The sequence below is a fragment of the Taishania pollutisoli genome, assembly GCF_014518315.1.
GTDB classification, from domain to species: Bacteria; Bacteroidota; Bacteroidia; order Flavobacteriales_D; family Crocinitomicaceae; genus Taishania; species Taishania pollutisoli.
Window position 1 is genome coordinate 262,576 of the sequence record NZ_JACVEL010000003.1, and the last position, 17,696, is coordinate 280,271.

14 protein-coding genes are annotated in these 17,696 nt (G+C 41.7%); 8 read left to right on the plus strand and 6 right to left on the minus strand.

The genetic code is table 11. The features are described from left to right. Positions 1–25 precede the first annotated feature (25 nt). Both H9Y05_RS06605 and H9Y05_RS06610 read right to left on the minus strand, forming a co-directional pair. A complete protein-coding gene (locus tag H9Y05_RS06605; protein WP_216713833.1) occupies positions 26–700 on the minus strand; it encodes a hypothetical protein in 675 nt (224 codons plus the stop codon). A gap of 208 nt (positions 701–908) precedes the next feature. Then, on the minus strand, positions 909–1,115 hold the full coding sequence (locus H9Y05_RS06610; RefSeq protein WP_216713834.1) for a hypothetical protein: 207 nt from the start codon (positions 1,113–1,115) through the stop codon (positions 909–911). Between the two features lie 60 nt (positions 1,116–1,175). Between H9Y05_RS06610 and rnpA the strand changes: the two genes are divergently transcribed. From rnpA to H9Y05_RS06635, 5 genes are all read left to right on the plus strand, one after another. Beyond that, positions 1,176–1,580 (plus strand): ribonuclease P protein component, encoded by a 405-nt coding sequence (rnpA, locus tag H9Y05_RS06615; RefSeq protein ID WP_163490099.1) that lies wholly within the window; start codon positions 1,176–1,178, stop codon positions 1,578–1,580. Then, positions 1,570–3,216, plus strand: a complete 1,647-nt coding sequence (locus tag H9Y05_RS06620) for a S41 family peptidase (RefSeq protein WP_163490098.1) — start codon at positions 1,570–1,572, stop codon at positions 3,214–3,216. The genes rnpA and H9Y05_RS06620 overlap by 11 nt, the downstream gene beginning before the upstream one ends. 26 nt (positions 3,217–3,242) lie before the next feature. Then, positions 3,243–4,787: an O-antigen ligase family protein gene (locus H9Y05_RS06625; RefSeq protein ID WP_216713835.1), complete on the plus strand. Its 1,545-nt coding sequence runs from the start codon at positions 3,243–3,245 to the stop codon at positions 4,785–4,787. 91 nt (positions 4,788–4,878) lie between these two features. Then, positions 4,879–5,601, plus strand: coding sequence for a 2-phosphosulfolactate phosphatase (locus tag H9Y05_RS06630; RefSeq protein ID WP_163490096.1), 723 nt, complete (start codon positions 4,879–4,881; stop codon positions 5,599–5,601). Beyond that, positions 5,579–6,595 carry a zinc dependent phospholipase C family protein gene (locus H9Y05_RS06635; protein WP_216713836.1) on the plus strand — a complete coding sequence of 339 codons (1,017 nt, stop codon included), beginning with the start codon at positions 5,579–5,581 and terminating at the stop codon, positions 6,593–6,595. The genes H9Y05_RS06630 and H9Y05_RS06635 overlap by 23 nt, the downstream gene beginning before the upstream one ends. 12 nt (positions 6,596–6,607) lie before the next feature. On the opposite strand, the gene H9Y05_RS06640 is transcribed toward H9Y05_RS06635, so the two are convergent. The 3 genes from H9Y05_RS06640 to H9Y05_RS06650 form a co-directional block, all read right to left on the minus strand. After that, positions 6,608–8,161, minus strand: coding sequence for an Ig-like domain-containing protein (locus tag H9Y05_RS06640; protein ID WP_163490095.1), 1,554 nt, complete (start codon positions 8,159–8,161; stop codon positions 6,608–6,610). Further along, a complete protein-coding gene (locus H9Y05_RS06645; protein WP_317170282.1) occupies positions 8,134–8,613 on the minus strand; it encodes a GAF domain-containing protein in 480 nt (159 codons plus the stop codon). Before H9Y05_RS06645 ends, H9Y05_RS06640 begins: the two co-directional genes overlap by 28 nt. 95 nt (positions 8,614–8,708) lie before the next feature. Next, positions 8,709–11,927 (minus strand): T9SS type B sorting domain-containing protein, encoded by a 3,219-nt coding sequence (locus H9Y05_RS06650; RefSeq protein ID WP_216713837.1) that lies wholly within the window; start codon positions 11,925–11,927, stop codon positions 8,709–8,711. Between the two features lie 239 nt (positions 11,928–12,166). Between H9Y05_RS06650 and H9Y05_RS06655 the strand changes: the two genes are divergently transcribed. From H9Y05_RS06655 to H9Y05_RS06665, 3 genes are read left to right on the plus strand one after another with little or no spacing between them, the layout of a single operon-like run. Further along, entirely contained in the window at positions 12,167–14,053 is a 1,887-nt protein-coding gene (locus H9Y05_RS06655) for a phospholipid carrier-dependent glycosyltransferase (protein ID WP_216713838.1), read from the plus strand. A 32-nt stretch (positions 14,054–14,085) separates the two neighbouring features. After that, entirely contained in the window at positions 14,086–15,402 is a 1,317-nt protein-coding gene (locus H9Y05_RS06660; RefSeq protein WP_216713839.1) for a lysophospholipid acyltransferase family protein, read from the plus strand. Positions 15,403–15,442: 40 nt separating this feature from the next. Next, on the plus strand, positions 15,443–15,889 hold the full coding sequence (locus tag H9Y05_RS06665) for a hypothetical protein (protein ID WP_163490090.1): 447 nt from the start codon (positions 15,443–15,445) through the stop codon (positions 15,887–15,889). Positions 15,890–15,896: 7 nt separating this feature from the next. Here the strand turns inward: H9Y05_RS06665 and H9Y05_RS06670 are convergent, their stop codons facing one another. Then, the gene (locus H9Y05_RS06670) at positions 15,897–17,477 is read right to left on the minus strand and encodes a hypothetical protein (RefSeq protein WP_216713840.1); all 1,581 of its coding nucleotides are present in this window, start codon (positions 17,475–17,477) and stop codon (positions 15,897–15,899) included. Between the last annotated feature and the right edge of the window lie 219 nt (positions 17,478–17,696).

Genomic DNA, 17,696 nt, shown 5'->3' on the forward strand with positions numbered 1-17,696 from the left:
TCTTTCGTAAAGAAGAGGACAAATACTACAACTTGATTCCGATTCCGATTTTCGCCTGGAAGTAATTCAAACCGGTTCCGGAACGGAAATTAGCAGAGTTGGACAAATCACCCGGATTGTAAGATGACCCATTGCGTTTGCTGAATTGAAAAGTCGTTGAAAACACATTAAACGGAAGAGCTAAATTGACATACAATCGTCTGTTGGCGTGAAAGGTTAACGCAGGTTGGACATAATGTTCCAATCCGAGACTGTTTGATAGGTCAGAGTCGCGCCAATTGCTGATGGATTGTGAATGACTCCCCCTATATACCAGGTGCGCACCGATTCCAACGGATGGAATCCACCGGGAATTTTTCTTTTTTATAAAATTAAAATGGTACTTATAACCGATGCTGACAGCAGCACTGCGATTTAAACGACTGATATTCTTACCCCACTGGTCAGGTAATACGGAAAATTTAAATTGTTCTATACTGAGCTCATGCTGATTGAGTCCCCCGTCCATCACGAAAAGGGATGCAGTGATTCGGGGTAACGGGGGAAGTATCGGGTTGAATAGAAACGGATTGCTGTTGTAATTGTATCTGAAAAGGGCATTGGTAGAAATAGAATACTTGTAATTGAGGTATTCATTCTGAGAAAATAATCGCGTCGTTAACAATGTTAACACAAGTAGTAGGAAAAATCGTTTGTTCATAAACACATTTTTTAGGTTGTTTAAGACCCGTCTGTTTAAGCAACCAACTGTAGAGTAGCTATAAAAGAAAGGGTAATTTGTTTATCAGTAACTGATAACCGGAGTAAAAATAATCTAAATTTTTAGAGATAAAATACATTGCCGGAAATTTTTAGCAGCGTACATTAAAATTTAACACCTAATCCCATTTTTTCAATATGGTAATGTTTCACTTTCCGACAGCAGGAATCCTCCCCGATGTCTTCCGTTTCATGAAATTAAAGTAGTATTTATAGACCAGACTCATATTCAACGAACGGTCGGACTGAAGGATCGTTTCATCATCATAATAACCGGACGAGCCAATGTTCAGTTGTTCAAGGTTGATTTCATGTTGATTACGGCGTTCCGCCATGATAAAAAATGAAGCAGTCATTCCCGAAACGGAAGATACAATGGATTATTGTAGATCAATATTATAAGCTATCTTTGCCCGATGGATCAGCGTTTTGGAAAGGAATATAAACTGTGCAGCAAAAAAATAATCGAACGGTTGTTCAAAGAAGGCAAACGGCTGAATTCATTTCCTTTTGGGTTGACGTATGGATACGAAGCGTTACCCAATGAATCCATCCCTTTTCAGGTTGTCATTTCCGTGCCGAAGAAAAACTTTAAACGTGCGCACGACCGGAATCGCATCAAGCGATTGATGAAAGAGTGCCTGCGTAAGAACAAATACATCTTGGAAGATTTTTTGGAAGGAGAATCAAACAAAAACGGACAAATGGCGTTATTTTTGGTGTACCGGTTCAACGAAGAACTGGATTACGACACAATAATGCGCAAAATGTCAAAATTATTGTTAACATTGACAACATCAATTGAAAAGCATGAGAAATAACAAAGCAATACGCAGTATTTGTACAACAACTGTTTTACTGATCGGAATTCAATTTTCATTTGGACAATCCAATCGCTTTGAAGTCATTAAGAATTTAGAACTCATTGATGCCATTTATGAGCATCTGGATAAGTACTATGTTGAAAATCCGAAACCGGGAAGTATGTCTGTTGCCGGAATCAATGCCATGCTGGAAGACCTGGATCCGTATACCGTTTTTTATCCTGAATCTGACATCGAGGATTACCGCTTGATGACCACCGGGCAATACGGAGGAATCGGTGCGATGATCCGGAAAATGGATGCGAATGTATACATTGCAGAACCTTACGAGAACAGCCCAGCTTCCAATGCCGGTTTGCGTGCGGGAGATAAAATTCTTTCCATCGACGGAAGAAGCATGGAAAATAAAAATACGGAAGACGTTTCAACCAATTTAAAAGGACCGAAAGGAACAACCATTTCCATTAAAATTGAGCGACCGAATGGTAAACAGGAAACAGTGCAGGTTACGCGTGATGAAATTAAATTGCCGGATATTCCGTACGCCGGAATGCTGGACAACGAGGTCGGATACGTAAAATTAACAAGTTTTACCCCGACCGCCAGTGCGGAAGTACGGAAAAATTTCCTTGAACTGAAAGAGAAAGGAATGAATAAGTTTGTGCTGGATTTGCGTGGAAATGGTGGAGGATTGCTCATTGAAGCCGTTCACATTGTCAATATGTTTGTACCGAAAGGACAAACAGTGGTGGAAACAAAAGGACGGATTGTAGAGGAAAACCGGGAGTACAAAACCATGAATGAACCGCTGGACTTGAACATACCGCTCGTTGTGCTGATTGACGGTACTTCTGCGTCTGCCAGTGAGATCGTTGCCGGGAGCTTACAAGATCTGGACAGAGCTGTCATTGTCGGGGAAACATCATTCGGAAAAGGATTGGTACAACGGACCTTTGACCTGAAATACGGAACAAAAATGAAACTGACCATTTCCAAATACTATACACCATCTGGACGATGCGTACAGCGACTGGAATATTTTGATAAAAATGAAGACACCAAGCCGGAAGATATTCCCGATTCATTGCTGCACACTTTTAAAACGAAAAACGGAAGAGAAGTAATTGACGGAAGGGGAATTGTTCCGGATATTTCCGTAGAAATTCCGGACTTATCGCGATTGACAGCAACAATTTATGCCAATAATTTACTGTTTAATTTCGCAACGGATTATGTTAAGACACATCCTGAAATTGCAGAAGCGAGAGCATATAAATTATCAGATGAAGATTATGCATTGTTCAAAAAACAGGTGCTGGAAGATGATTTTACATATTCGACGGCTTCAGAGGAATTACTGAAGAAAATGAAGGCAACCATTGAGCGGGAAAAATTGGATGAAGACTCAAAAGCGGAATACGATGCACTAATGGCGAAGGTAACTCCTTCCAAAGAAAGAGATTTGGATAAATACCAGGACGAAGTGAAGATGCTCCTGGAAAACGAAATCGTGTCCCGTTACTATTATCAAAAGGGACGTGTGCTGAATTCATTCAATCACGACGATATTCTGACAAAAGGGATCGAAATTTTAAAAAATGCACAGGAGTATAATACGATTTTAAAAAAATAACCGTTTAATTGCTTAAACAGTAAAGAATGGGTAACGGTGTCCTTCCCCGGCAAACGCACACGAATATTCAATTTTTCTCTTTTGCGCTGATTGCAATCGGAATGCCCAGTACTAAAGTATTGATGTCATTCGGATTGGTTTTTGCCATTGCTAACTGGGTGCTGGAAGGTGGTTTTTCAGAAAAATGGAACACGATCCGCTCCAATCGCCTTCTGCAACTGTTGATTGTATTCTACCTGCTGTTGATTATCGGGCTGACCTGGTCCTGGGACGCAGTACAAGGATTAAAAGACATCAAATCCCGGCTTCCGATGCTGTTCCTGCCACTCATTATGGCTACAGGAAAAACTCCGATGGATGTAAAACAGGTACACCGTTTGCTCCAACTTTTTCTGGCAACTCTCTTTGTGACTTCCCTCTTTAATGTTCTCTATTTTCATTTTAATGTGGATACGTTGTCTGCCGGGGACATCCGCGGACTGTCGCGTTTTGCTTCGCACATTCGTTACGGATTACTCATTGCGCTCGGTTTTGGAATCTGCGTCTGGTTTCAGCTGCAAAACAAAAAAATAATCCCTGTTTACTTTCTGCTTGCGGCATGGCTGGCATTTTATACCATATATTCCCAGGTATTATCAGGGACATTGGCACTCATATCGGTTGCTTTTACCATTGTTTTTTACCTGCTCTACAAATGGAAAAAGATGCTGGCATTTGCTTCCCTGGGATTACTGGTCATTATGGCCGGATGTATTTTGTCGTACCTGTTGAACCCCACACATGAAAAAATTGATTGTAATAAATTACCGAAATATACAGCCAACGGGCAGTTGTATAACCACAATTGCACCATTTTTTCAGAAATAAACGGAAAAGCGATCCTGGCGTATTATTCGGAAGTAGAGTTATTTTTAGAATGGAGAAAAGTGTCGGATATGGACTTCATGGGGTTGGACAAAAAAGGAGAATTATTGCGGATGACGGCTGCCCGGTACATGACGGCAATGGGACTGACAAAAGATGCAGAAGGAATCAAACAACTTACCCCAAAAGACATTAAAAACATAGAGGATGGTTATAGCTATCCTAACGAGCGAACAGACATGATCGTTCCGCGAATCTATGGACTAAAATACCAGATTCTCAACAATCAATTTCCCAACGGGCATTCACTGCTGCAACGGCTCGAGCATTGGAAAGCAGCAACCTTCATTATTCAGCATGAATGGGCAACTGGTGTGGGGACAGGTGGAAACCAACAGGCATTTGATTGGGCGTACGACCAACTCAACAGCCCGCTTAACCCGGAAAACAGGTTGCGAAGCCACAACATGTACCTGGCATATGCGGTGAGCTACGGAGTGTTGGGTATTTTGTTATTTCTTGTAATTCTGGGAGTTGCATTTCACTATGCCTGGAAAAATAAAGATTTGCTTTCCTTGATTTTTTTAATGGTAATCTGCGGGTCATTTCTCATTGAAGATACACTGGAAACACAATTAGGAGTCACCATGTTCGGATTTTTTATGGGCCTGTTAATGTATGCAAACAGGATTTCTTTCAGAAAGTAATTTGTCTCTTTCGCGGTAAAACGACTCCGAACCATACCATTTAGTTTTGTAAAAATTGTACATTAGCGATTTGAAACTAAAATTAAATTGAATGAGTGATACTCGGAAACACGTTGAGGTTTGCTATACTCCGGGCGAGTATAATTATTTTCAACCCGGATATGAAATTGTAGTTGTCATTGACGTGTTGCGTGCTACTTCTGCTATCTGTGCTGCTTTTGACAATGGAATCCGTTCCATTATTCCCGTTCCGACGGTAGAAGAAGCAATGGAATACAAGAAAAAAGGATACCTGGCAGGTGCAGAGCGAAAAGGACAAATCGTAGAGGGATTTGATTTTGGCAATTCTCCGTTCTCCTATATGCGGGAAGATTTTAAAAACCAGGAGGTTGTGCTTTCTACTACCAATGGAACCAAAGCACTTGATATTGCTAAGGATGCGGAAATGGTTGTCGTTGGCTCCTTCCTTAATCTGGATGCGTTGTGCAGGTTTTTGGCTGAACAAGATAAAAATGTATTGTGTCTGTGTTCCGGGTGGCAGGATAAATTTAACCTGGAAGACACAATCTGTGCCGGAGCGATCTCAGACTACTTATTGGCTACCGGCAATTTTACATCCGAAGAAGATTCGTCCGTGGCTGCAAAATACCTATACTTATCCGCAAAAGACAATTATTTCGGATATTTGAAGTCGAGCTCGCACAGACGACGGTTAAAAAACTTAAATTTGAATGAAGATGTCAAGTACTGTCTTACACCCAATCAGACAGATGTGATTCCGATTTTAAAAGATGGTAAACTGGTTAAACTATAAATATTACCTGATTGCTGTAACTTCGTTATTGATGCTTTCTCTTTCAAACAACAAAGCAGAGAAAGTAGGTACCTCTAATTGGGGATTTTACGGGCATAAACGCATCAACCGGATGGCGGTATTTACACTGCCCCCCCAAATGTTCGGGTTCTACAAAGAACACATTGAATATGTAACGGAAAATGCTGTCAATCCTGACAAAAGAAGATATGCCGTTGAAGGAGAAGCGCAGCGGCATTACATCGACCTGGATCATTACTACAAACCCGGAGAAGACCCCGATGAAGCCATGCCCAAAAAATGGGACGATGCGATTGCAAAATATACCGAAGACACCTTGCAAGCATATGGAATTGTTCCCTGGCATATTGTGGTGATGAAATACCGTCTTCAAAAAGCCTTTGAAGCAGGAGATATTGACAAAATCTTGTTGTACAGTGCAGATATCGGTCACTATGTCGGAGACGCACATGTTCCGCTGCATACCACCGAAAATTACAACGGACAGATGACCAATCAGAAAGGAATTCACGGCTTGTGGGAAAGCCGGTTGGTGGAAATCAATGCAGATAGCTATGACTACTTTATCGGCAAAGCGAAATATATAGAAAAGCCGTTGGATTTTGCATGGGATGCTGTCATGGAATCACACCGGGCACTGGATTCGGTTTTAAGCATCGAACGGGAGTTGACGCAGACATTCGATTCAGACAAAAAATACAGCTACGAACAACGGGGACGCGTTACCACGAAAGTATACTCCTATGAGTTTTCTCAGGCCTATCATGCGCGAATGAATGGTATGGTGGAACGCCGTATGAGAAAGGCGATCATTTCTGTCGGATCCATCTGGTACACCGCATGGGTGGATGCAGGTCAGCCGGACCTGGAAAAACTGAGGGGGAGACCGGTCAGTACGGAGTTGTTAAAAGAGTTGGAAGAACTGGATCACCAACATGCAGAAGGAAAAAGCAAAGGCAGAATTTGCGAATAAACCGGCTTCGGCTTATTTCCCAGCAGTGCTCAACGGGACCAATTCTACTTCTATTTCCCAGTTTGCGCGTACTTTCGTTGGTGTTGAAAACAGGTGAATTTCTTCCGGTTGTATTTTTTCTTCAAAATTTCCCGTATCCCATTGACCATTCCCATTGCTGTCTGCAATGATCCGGAAAGTATATTCTCCGGGTTCCAATTGTTCAAAGCGTAACGTGGTACTTTCAGTTACTATTTTTCTGTTCAAAACAGCGTTTTTAAATAACATCTCTACGACAACCGGTTCGGAATAACCGTCTATTTTAACATTCAGAATGCCAAATTCCTTACTGGTTCGCTTCGTGAAAACCTGCTCATACGGTGAAAAGGTCCAGTCTTCGGATGCTTTTACAGTCCCCGGTTGCATACTTATTTTCAACTTTTCGCCATCAAAGTCGGGAATGAATAAATGCAATTCGTTAGAAGAAACTACTTGATATGTATAATTGGTCAGTTCAGAAGAATCTTTCAGATTTACCACCGTTATTCCGGATGTATCCACCCCGTCAATCAAATCCTGCACGGTAAACACAATTGGTTGGCCCGGAAAATAATCAGCTTTTGCATGTGTAATTCGCTGCACTTTTGTTCGGATCGGCGGGATGCGGGTGCGGACAGTATCCGTCCATTCATCGGTGGTAACAGACAGCACAACCGGGTTCTCTTCTCCCGGACGAATGACGAGTAATAAACTATCTTTTTCGATGTATTTAATTTGATTTTGCGGAATTTCATTCCCGTTTAGTTTGATTTCCGCATTTTTCAATGAGCGGTTGGCACCCACAACAAAGGTTCCCGGAGCTTCATATTTGAAGGTGGTCACATCGGGTTTTGGTAACGGAGAGAACATGCGCATCGGCAACGTATCTACAAAATTGGTATCCGGTTGTACAACTGCTTCTTTGAACGCAACCGCATCCGTTTTTCCTATTTTTCCTTGTTTCGAACCATCTTCAAAAGCCCTCAGATAATAGGAACCCTCCTTCAGATAATTTAATTTTGCCTTTCCCGTATGATCTGTTTGCGCAAAATAGATGGGTTTCAGTGAGTCCGGATGATCAAACAAACCGACAACCATGTTCTTTTTCGGTAGTCCGTCTTTTGCATCGACTACATACGTAGTGTAACTCAGTGAATCAATATAAGGTCCTGTGGAGAATACCAGCTGCATAATTGAATCATTGGATTCGGTAATATCCCGCACCGTTTTGTTCAGAAAAATAGAATACGTGGTGTTTTCACGCAATTGCTCCTCCCAATACAACAACAGTGTTTTATCTTTTAGCTCAGCTGTGATCTTTGCGTCATTGGGAATCATGCTGATTGTCTGGTTCGGATTGTTCAGCTTGACATATTCATCGAATGAAATCGCAATTGCTCTACCGGAGAAATTCACGGTTTCATTGGCGGGAACAATACCCAACGGAACAGGTGCGTTTCCATCTTCCGGTCCGCCGGATAGTGTTTGCACCTGTGCACAGGAAGCGAGCAATAATAAGCCTATAAAATACCGGATAACCATGTGCATAATTGGGTTAAAAACAGCATGTCTGTTTCATCAAAATCATTGAGCCGGTCACTATCGACATCCAATACACCAATCACCGTATTGTTTTTTATCAACGGGACAACAATTTCACTTTTTGAGGCAGAGCTACACGCAATGTGTCCCGGGAATTCGTCCACATTCGGAACAAGAATAGCGCTTTTTTCCTGCCAGGCAGTTCCACAGACACCTCTACCTTTTTTGATGCGTGTACAGGCAATTGGCCCCTGGAATGGTCCCAGCACCAGTTCATCCGCTTTTACAAGATAAAAACCGACCCAAAAAAAACCAAAGCCCTGTTTTAAGGCTGCGGATACATTTGCCAGGTTGGCAATTACGTCTTCCTCGCCGTCTGCTAACGACTGAATGATTGGTAAAAGCTGCTCGTATTGTTCGGCTTTTGTTCCCGATAGTTGAATGGTTGCTTCTGCCACAATAGTGTGTTTAAAAAATGATTGGAGACAAAGTTGCTGTTTTTCGCTTTAATCTCCAATTTTTGCAAATCCTAAATGCATCTGCGGGAATAAAATTATCGCAACAGTGTAACATGTCCCCTGGTTCTGACCTGTTCGCCGAAGCCGTTGTTGAATTCAACCATGTAGACGTACGTTGCTGTTTCCGCTTCGGCACCTACATTTCCGATCCTACCGTTCCATCCTTCAAGTGGATTGGACGTTTGAAAAACGACTTCTCCCCAACGATCGAAAACAGTCATCCGGTATGATGCTACATCATAATTCCGCAATACAGGAATAAAAATGGAATTAATTCCGGCAGGATAGAATGCATTCGGAATATAAATCAATGGTTCAACCAGCACACAGGAAGTGTTGGAGTAACTGGACAGCGGGTTGTTGAAAATATTTGGTGCTTCCAGCGCTTCAACGCGGTAGCAGATTTTCCCTTCTGTAAGAACATCATATACATTGTCTTCATAACTGAGAATGTCGGGAGCCAGTGTTGTGATGTAGGTGAAGTTGTTCATATCATCTATCGAGCGATACAGGTTATACCCCAATACACTTCCGTTAAATTGAGTGTAAGGCGTCCAGTTCAGGTAAGAGATCAACTCCGTATTGTCAATCTGTGTCGTCAGTAAGATCGTCTTCCCGATGTTGGAAGTAGTACCTTCGTTTCCACAGCTGTCATAATAAATAACACGATACGTATAACTGAGATCATCCACATACACATTTTCATCCACAAACAGGTGCGGGGATGTAGGAGAAACAACCTCTTCAATGGTTTCAAAAACACCGTTTTTTAATCGTTGAAGTGCAATTTTTGTTACGGATACAGTCATGTCATAGATGTATTCAACCTGCACCGCCTGATCGTCCGACTGAACAGTTGCAAAGCGAACATAGCTGAATGCCGGCTGCAACGTCCGGCGAACAATAAAGGAGTCTACGTTGGAAAAAGAGACAATTCCATCTCCCTTATTGGCACGTATTGCAACCATGTAATTTTGCAGATCGTTTCCGATAAACGAATAAGAAGTCCCCCCTGTCGATTGAAGAAGTTGCCAGCCAGAAGTACCGGTTTTTACAAAAATGTCATACGATGTAGTTGCCCATCCTCCGTAAGGATTCCAGCTCAACTGTACGTTTCCGTCACAAACGGAAAGCTGGCTTTCCAGGAAGATCGTTGTATGGAAATTGGGATCCCGCGCTGACAGGTTAAACGGAGCGCCTGTCGGAGACGGACAGGAATCAAATGCTGCAACGGTATACGTAACTGAACCATCCATATACGGTTCCAGGTAGGTGTATGTTGTATTGCTCTGCCCGTAAATGGTGTCCAGTTCAATTAAAAAACCTGTTTGCGGATCCTGCATGTAGACAATGTATCCATACGTATCCGGTTGCGGAACCTGGTTCCAGGTAATACTTGTTTCATTGGTCAGCGTATCGATGGTGACGTTCACAATGACCGGAATGTCCGGAGGAGTCTGGTCTGTAAAAACAGCTCCGTTGAGCTGCGATGTATAATTACACGGAGTGTTGTTCAACGAAACCTGGTAATTCAGGAATGCATTGCAGATGTCAATCACCTGTTCGTAATAGGTTGTGTTATAAGGGACAGAATCAATGATGGTCCATACACCTGCAGGATATTCCCGGTGAATGTAAAAATAGCTGCCCATGGACGGTTGAGCCGGAGTTGTCGGCGCGTTCCAGTCCAATACTGCAATTCCCGGATTGAGGTTGCTCAGATTGAGATAAATATTGGAAACAGTGTCCGAATTCCTGACAGCGAGACCATTACACCCGGAAACAACACGGATGAAGTAGTCCAGATCTGTGGTTACTCCCGTATGTGTATAACTTGTTGTCCCAATAGCAGGAATGGAAGCAATTAACCCGTTTTGAACGGTATGCACCTGGTATTCGATAAACGTGCCATTCGGATCGGCAACAGGCGTCCAGTTAATGGTAAAATCTCCTGTTCCGCTTCCTTGTATACATGTGATATCGGGAGCTTGAATTACACCCGGATTTACCACATTAATTGTGACTGTTTCATAAATAACCTCCGGAATCGGGCAATAATTATCCTGTACGCGGAAAACAAACTGGTAGGGAACCATGTCCAGTTCATTCCCGTTTGCATCCACCAGATGAGCACAAGCCGTCTGCCAGTTGAAAGTCGTATTGGCGCCATGTGTTCCTGTTATGGGAGGGGGCGCACTTACTGTCGGGCAGGGAGGAATCAGACACCCCGTATTTACCGTAGGATTAGGCCCAAATAATAATCCGGTTGGCAGAATAGAATTTGTTTGGGGTGTTCCGTCCTGCAGCATTTCTACATCGGTCGACTGGAGATTGAAATTCACAAGGTCTCCGGCCATCACTGTTGTTTCAAATGAACCTGAAAAGGGAGGTGTTACGACGGGTGGATTATTCGTCCCGGTACAGGTTGTAACAACCAGCTGCATTTCATGTACAACTTCGGAAATGCGTTGCCCTCCACGGAAAGAAGTAACTTTTATCTTCACATTAAAATTCCCGCTGATGGTACTTAAAAATGTAATTTCTCCGGATACAGGATTGATTTGTGCACTTTGGCTTCCCGGTGCCATGGTGACAGAGGGTGTAGGGCTTGTAGCTGAAAACCCTGCAACAAACGGAACTGCTGAAGGATTTACTCCTTCTGAATAAGGAGCATTATTGAGGTTATTTAATGGTTGGTCAAACGAAATAGACATGGAATCCAGATCCGGATCTACCGGGTTCAGATTCAGTTTAAACGGTTTCCCTACACAACTTACAAAATGTGGATTTTGGAGAAATTGAGGAGAATTGTCATGACAGGTATTATTGGCTGCGTTGACATTGAAGATTTTTGCTGTTAGTGTGATACCGTAATTCAGTGGATTTTGCAGGTTTGTGATGTTTCCGTTGCGTGAAAAATCATCAAAGGTAAAGACCCAACCCTGCGCAGGTGGAATACCGGAGATATTGACCGGGTTGCTCCGGTAGGTAATCCGTTCAATCGAACCGATTCCGATATTTCCGTTGGGAGAGGTACAATTGAAACACTGAACACCGGCAACCTGCATCCCCTGTGGAGAAATATCTTCGGTAGATACATAGGGAACCGTAATGGAAGTGAGTGAAGTGTGATTCCATACCCGGATTGTCTGGGAATTTGTATTTACCTGGGCACCATTGCAATCGCGGTAAAACACCAGCTGAAAAACATAATCTCCGTTTCCTAAACATTCATAGCTAATGCTTCCTCCCATAATGTGAGAGGCTTTCGCGTGAACTCCTGAAAGAAAAATCACAAGTACTATTAATAGCTGTCGTATGTTTCGCTTTTTCAACACAATCAATAACCTTAACGTTTTATCATAGACCTTAGTATAACTAAGACTTATAATTTATTCAAAGGTAGCCTTTCAAAATTAATTTTTAAGTATTTTTGCTCAAAGTGAGGTTGATTTTTATGCAATTACACCTCTGTAAAATAAATTCTACTGTTATGTTGAAATACAACTGGTTCTACTTTCTGGCACTGTCATTTATTTTTATTCTTGTTTATCCATACGTTTTTAATGCAAAGTTGTTTTTAGGAGGAGATAACGCCACATACTACTCGCTTGCACAGGGAATCGCTTCCGGGTTTGAATACGTGTCATCCAACAGTCCTATTCCGCTTCCAACCAATCACTATCCTCCGGGATATCCGTTCATTCTTGCTGTAGCAATTAAGCTGGGGGTAACATCCTTGAAGGGGTTGAAAATTGTGAGTGGCCTGTTTTTGTTAGGAAGTGTAATCATTACATTTCTTCTTTCATTTCGATTTACAGAGAATCGCATTTTCTCGGGATTGGTTGCACTCGCTGTGTTGTTGAATATGCATTTGCTGGAATACGCCAGTATCACCATGTCAGAAGTGCCATTTGTGTTTTTTCTTTTGTTGACATTGCTTGCATTTGTGAAATTTGCAGATACCGGTTACCGGCTCAAATCATGGTCTTTTCTCCTGACGGTTTTCGGGGTAATTGCGGTGGTATATATTCGTACACAGGGAATTGCTGTACTGGGAGCATTTGCTTTTTACCTGTTGATCAATAAACAATACAAGGTTGCAGGGATTTTAACACTGTGTTTCATACTGGGATACCTTCCCTGGCAGATCAGAAGTTCCTCGCTAGGGGGAAGTTCTTATGTGAAGCAACTCTTTAAAGTGAACCCGTACGAAGCAGACGGAGAAGATATGAAACTGGCTGATTGGGGAACGCGGATCAAGAACAATACCGTGCGTTATATCTCCAAAGAAATACCAAGTCTTTTGTTTCCAGTTAAACCGACTGCTTATAATGACCCGAAAACAGGAGATCCGCTTCCTGCAAGCGGATTACAATGGTTTCTGGGAATCTTTGTCATTGCATTTTCTGTATTGGGAATCTGGCAGATAAAAAAATACAAATGGTTGCTGTTATCGTTTTTCGGAGCCAATTTTTTAATCTTTCTTTTATGGCCCGATGTCTGGTTTGGAATTCGGTTTATCCTTCCGCTTGCTCCCCTTATTTTAATCGTCTTTTTTGTTGGAATGAAGGGATTGCTGGGAATGATGCTGAAAAACGAATTTGTGCAATCCGGGAAGATCTACCCGCTATTGGTTATTCCGTACCTGTTGTTTAATTACCCGACGATTAAATTGTTGCACCAGAAAGCGGAAGCAAAGCACGCACCGAACTGGACGAATTTCTTATCTGTGGCAGAATGGGCAAAGGAAAAACTGAAGCGTACGGATGTTGTTGTCACCAGAAAACCGGAGTTATTTTATTTTATTGCCGATACAAAAACGAAAACGTTTCCCTACACGGAAGATTTGGATGTGCTTAAAAAGGATTTTGAAGAAAACAAAGTAACACATGTGGTTTTTGAACAACTCGGGTTCAGCCAAACCGGAAAATACCTGCACCCGTTGCTTGTAAAAGAACCAGATCGTTTTGAACTCCTCTACTCGTTGGGATCGAGAGATGCCGTTGATGCAAAAGGAAACAAAGTAAAGACACAGGACGGGTCATGGTTGTACAAGTATCATAGGGATTATGGGTATTTCGGAAACTATGAGCAAGGTTTGAAACAAGGAGAAGGAACCTATGTGTATGCAAATGGCTCGAAATTTGAGGGAACCTGGATAAATGATACCATCGAAGGAAAGGGACGATTTTATATGAAAGACGGACAGTTGTCAGAAGGTACCTGGGTAAAAGGAAAACGCGAAGGGAAGTTCATCATTACTTCCCCGGATAAAAAACAGATCATTGAATCGTACTGGAAAAATAATAACATTGAACCACAAGGCTATTTGATTGACTCCCTGGGGAACAGAACGGGGCAGATAAAATTGCGATAGCGGGAAAATTTTGAAGAAATTAAAAAAACACTATGCTTTACCGCATTCTTAAAGTATTAATGCGCATTGGGATTAATCTTTATTACTCAGAGATTAAGGTAAGGAATGAGCGCTACCTGGAGCATACGGGGCCGATGATTATCATTGCCAATCATCCCAATACTCTTGTGGATGCACTGTTGATCGGAATTATTTCTCCCCGTCCGATCTATTACATGACAAAAGCCACATTTTTCAACAATAAGTTAAAAATGCGGATTCTCAGATCGTTGAACATGATTCCTGTTAACCGCGCTACGGAGGCTAAAACGCAAGGCGTTGATAATTCTTCCACCCTGGAAGAGTGTTACCGCTTATTGGCGGAAGGGAAAACCCTGGTTATTTTCCCGGAAGGAAACAGCCAGATGGAGTTATTGCTAAGACAATTGAAATCAGGAGCTGCCAGAATTGCTCTGGAGTCCGAACTCAGAGGAAACGGAACATTAAACCTGAAGGTTGTACCCGTGGGGCTCATGTACACCCAGGGAGAAAAATTCAGAAGTTCCATTATGGTAAATTTCGGAAACGGAATCGGAGTTACTCACTACCTGGAAGAGTTCAGGGAAAATCAGTCTTCTGCAGCACGAAAATTAACCGAGGAATTTCGAAAATTGCTGGAAGGAGTACTCGTTACAACACAAAATAAGGAACAGGAAGCACTGGTTACGGCATTGAGCGATGCTTTGAAGTCCAGGTATTTACACAATGCTTCTGATGTGGAATCGGAAGTCGGCTTCATGAAGAAAATCCGTGACAGAATCGAAGTACTTACCCTTGAAAAGCCTAAAAAAGTAGAGCAGATTCAACAATTGCTCTGGAATCTGAACTGGAAGACACAAAAACTGGAAATAAAAAATGATTTTCTTGACAGGGGATTGCGTTCTTCGATGTTTATCCGGCAAATCATTACCTCCTTTATCGGGTTGATTATCGGGTTTCCAGTGTACCTGTTCGGATTGATTCACAACATACTTCCTTTCAAATTCACGGACTTTATTATCCCGAAAATTACCAAAAGCAAGGAGTTTTACGCACCACTTGCGATCCTTATCGGCTTGATTATTTACCCGCTTAATTATGCTTTTTTTGCCATACTGTTCTATCAACTGTTTCAACCGGAACTCTGGCTGCTGGTCGTGTATTGTGTTTTGATGCCGGTTCTGGGATTCTTTGCATACAGTTTCAGCAAATACATGCAACATATTTCCTACAAATTGAACTATATTTTCCTGTTGATGAACAAGAAAGAAGTAATTTTGGAGATGAAAGAGCAGCGAAAACAATTGTTTCAGCTGATTTTTGAAGATTAAATTTGGGCGTGTAGTTTGTTATCCATTTAAACAATTAAAAATGATACACTTTTTATCACTGCTGGCACTTGTGGCAACAACATTTTCCAAGGCGGAATTTTTCAAGACACTGGAAGCGGGAGAGCAGGCCAACATCGTTGCGTTGGAGAAAAAAATAGCCGCGGCAACGGCGAGTGAAGATCAGCAGGCTTATTATGGAACAATTATGATGAAGAGTGCCGAGTATCAAAAGACAGCCGGAGATAAACTGAAGAAATTTAAAGAAGGAAAAACATTGCTGGAAGCAGCAATTCAGTCCAATTCTGCTAACGTTGAGTACCGCTTTTTGCGACTAATGATCCAGGAAAACGCCCCGAAAATATTGAAATATACAGCCAATATTAAAGAAGATGCGGCGTTTATCAAGGCCAATCAAAGTAAAGCATCGAAGGAAGTGAAAACAGCCATCGTAAATTATGCCGGTGTGTCGGCCAATTTAAAACTGTAACCGGAAATCAGACCCCTTCTTCTTTCGGGAAATACAACTTGCTTCCCGTTTGTATCTCTTTCTCAAACTTTTCGCGAATCACTTCCTGAACCGTTCGGTTTCCTAATTTACACTCCAGCCAGGAAATGATATCCAGGTAGAGAAACGCACGCTTTTCATACGGATCCTGCGCCAGTTTTACCAATTTTCGATGCAATACCTTAAAGGCTTTACGTACATCCGTGAGCGAAGAAAACGGAAGTTGACGCAGGAAGAAAAAGATTTCTTTTTGCACCCCGTGCAGCTCTCCCATCTTGATCAGGAACCGGTAAACGCTTTTTACCTGGTATTCCACCAACTCATTATTTCCCAGCTCAAAATGTGAAATCAAATTGAGAATCCGTGCAAAACATTGAATATCCTCCCGCAAGCTGGAATCTTTGAACTGTATGACCTTGTTCAGGTAGCGAATCGTTGTTTTATTATCGCCCGATCCGAAGTAAAGACATGCAATTTTGTAATTGAGAACAACAATCTGGTGCTCATCCATCTTAGATTGATAACGTTCAATGAATGAGAGTATTTCCGGAACGATTTTTATACCTTCGTCAAAATTTCCCTCGAAATAATACTGGTTGATACGGTTCATGTGCAGGTACAGCAAATACACCTGTTCGATGTTTTCTTTCCCCTTCATGATGTCCTTTTCAGAATCGTATTTTGCAAAAACCTCTTTGAAGCGTTTGTAATCCCTCAAATGAAACAATGCACCTAACAGGTTGTGCTGTGCCCGGAGGAAAATTTCTTTTCGGGAATCAATGTATTCAGGATTTTCATAAAACAAATCAACCCATTGACGGGCATATTTATAACACATTACAAAATCCTGTATGATATGATTGTAACTCACCATTGCATTGTAATAGTAAATTCTTCCCTCAAAACCCAGGTCTTGTATTTTAAACGCAATCATCTTGGATTGGAAAAATTGCTGGACAAACAGGTTTTCCTTTTCATCGCGAACAAACCCGACTTTCAGGTACAGTGCATGCAGTTGCAGGGATAAGTTGGAAAAAAAAACCGAGTATGAAACCTGCTCTTCCTTGGAAGAACTTTGATTGGTCAGGTAATCAGCCCGTTGACTGAGGGTTTTGGTGATAAACTGAGATTCAATGATTTTTTCCAGCTCGACGACCTCCAATGCCAGGATGTTGTACCCCCCGTTTTTTGCCAGCTGACCGGCTTTTTCTAATTGTTTCAATGCCTGATGATAGAATCCTTTGTTGAGCAGGATTACCGCGTAATCAATGTATTCTCGGATTTCTATCTGTGTATACTTGGTGGTATTCAAAATTCGCAGACCGGCAAGAAGTTGCTTGTACAAATGTGCCTTTATATTGGAGAGCTGTTCCTTTTTGATTTCCGGGATTTTAGCCAGTGCTTCGGCGTCAGAATAACAGGAACTCTTGTCAATGTAGTCAAACAACAAAATAAATTTGAGGTCTTCCTGGGACGAATTGCGCTTTGCATACAACTTAAAATTGCGCTTTTCAGCCTTGGAAAGGGAGTGAATCAGCTCAATTAAATGGTCGGATGATGATTTGGACATTGTATTTTTGTTTTACAAAAAATATTGATAACCAGCGGTTAAATTCAAAATTTATGCCAATGAAATTAAATTGGATATCGTAATGATTTTTTATTTTAGTTTATAAAATTCAGGATTTAACTACACATTTGCAAGTAGAAAATGCTTCGGCAGTCAAAATTGAACTAAGATTTTGCAGGAGTAGGGGTACTCTTGTTTATTTTCGATTAATAGCTAAGT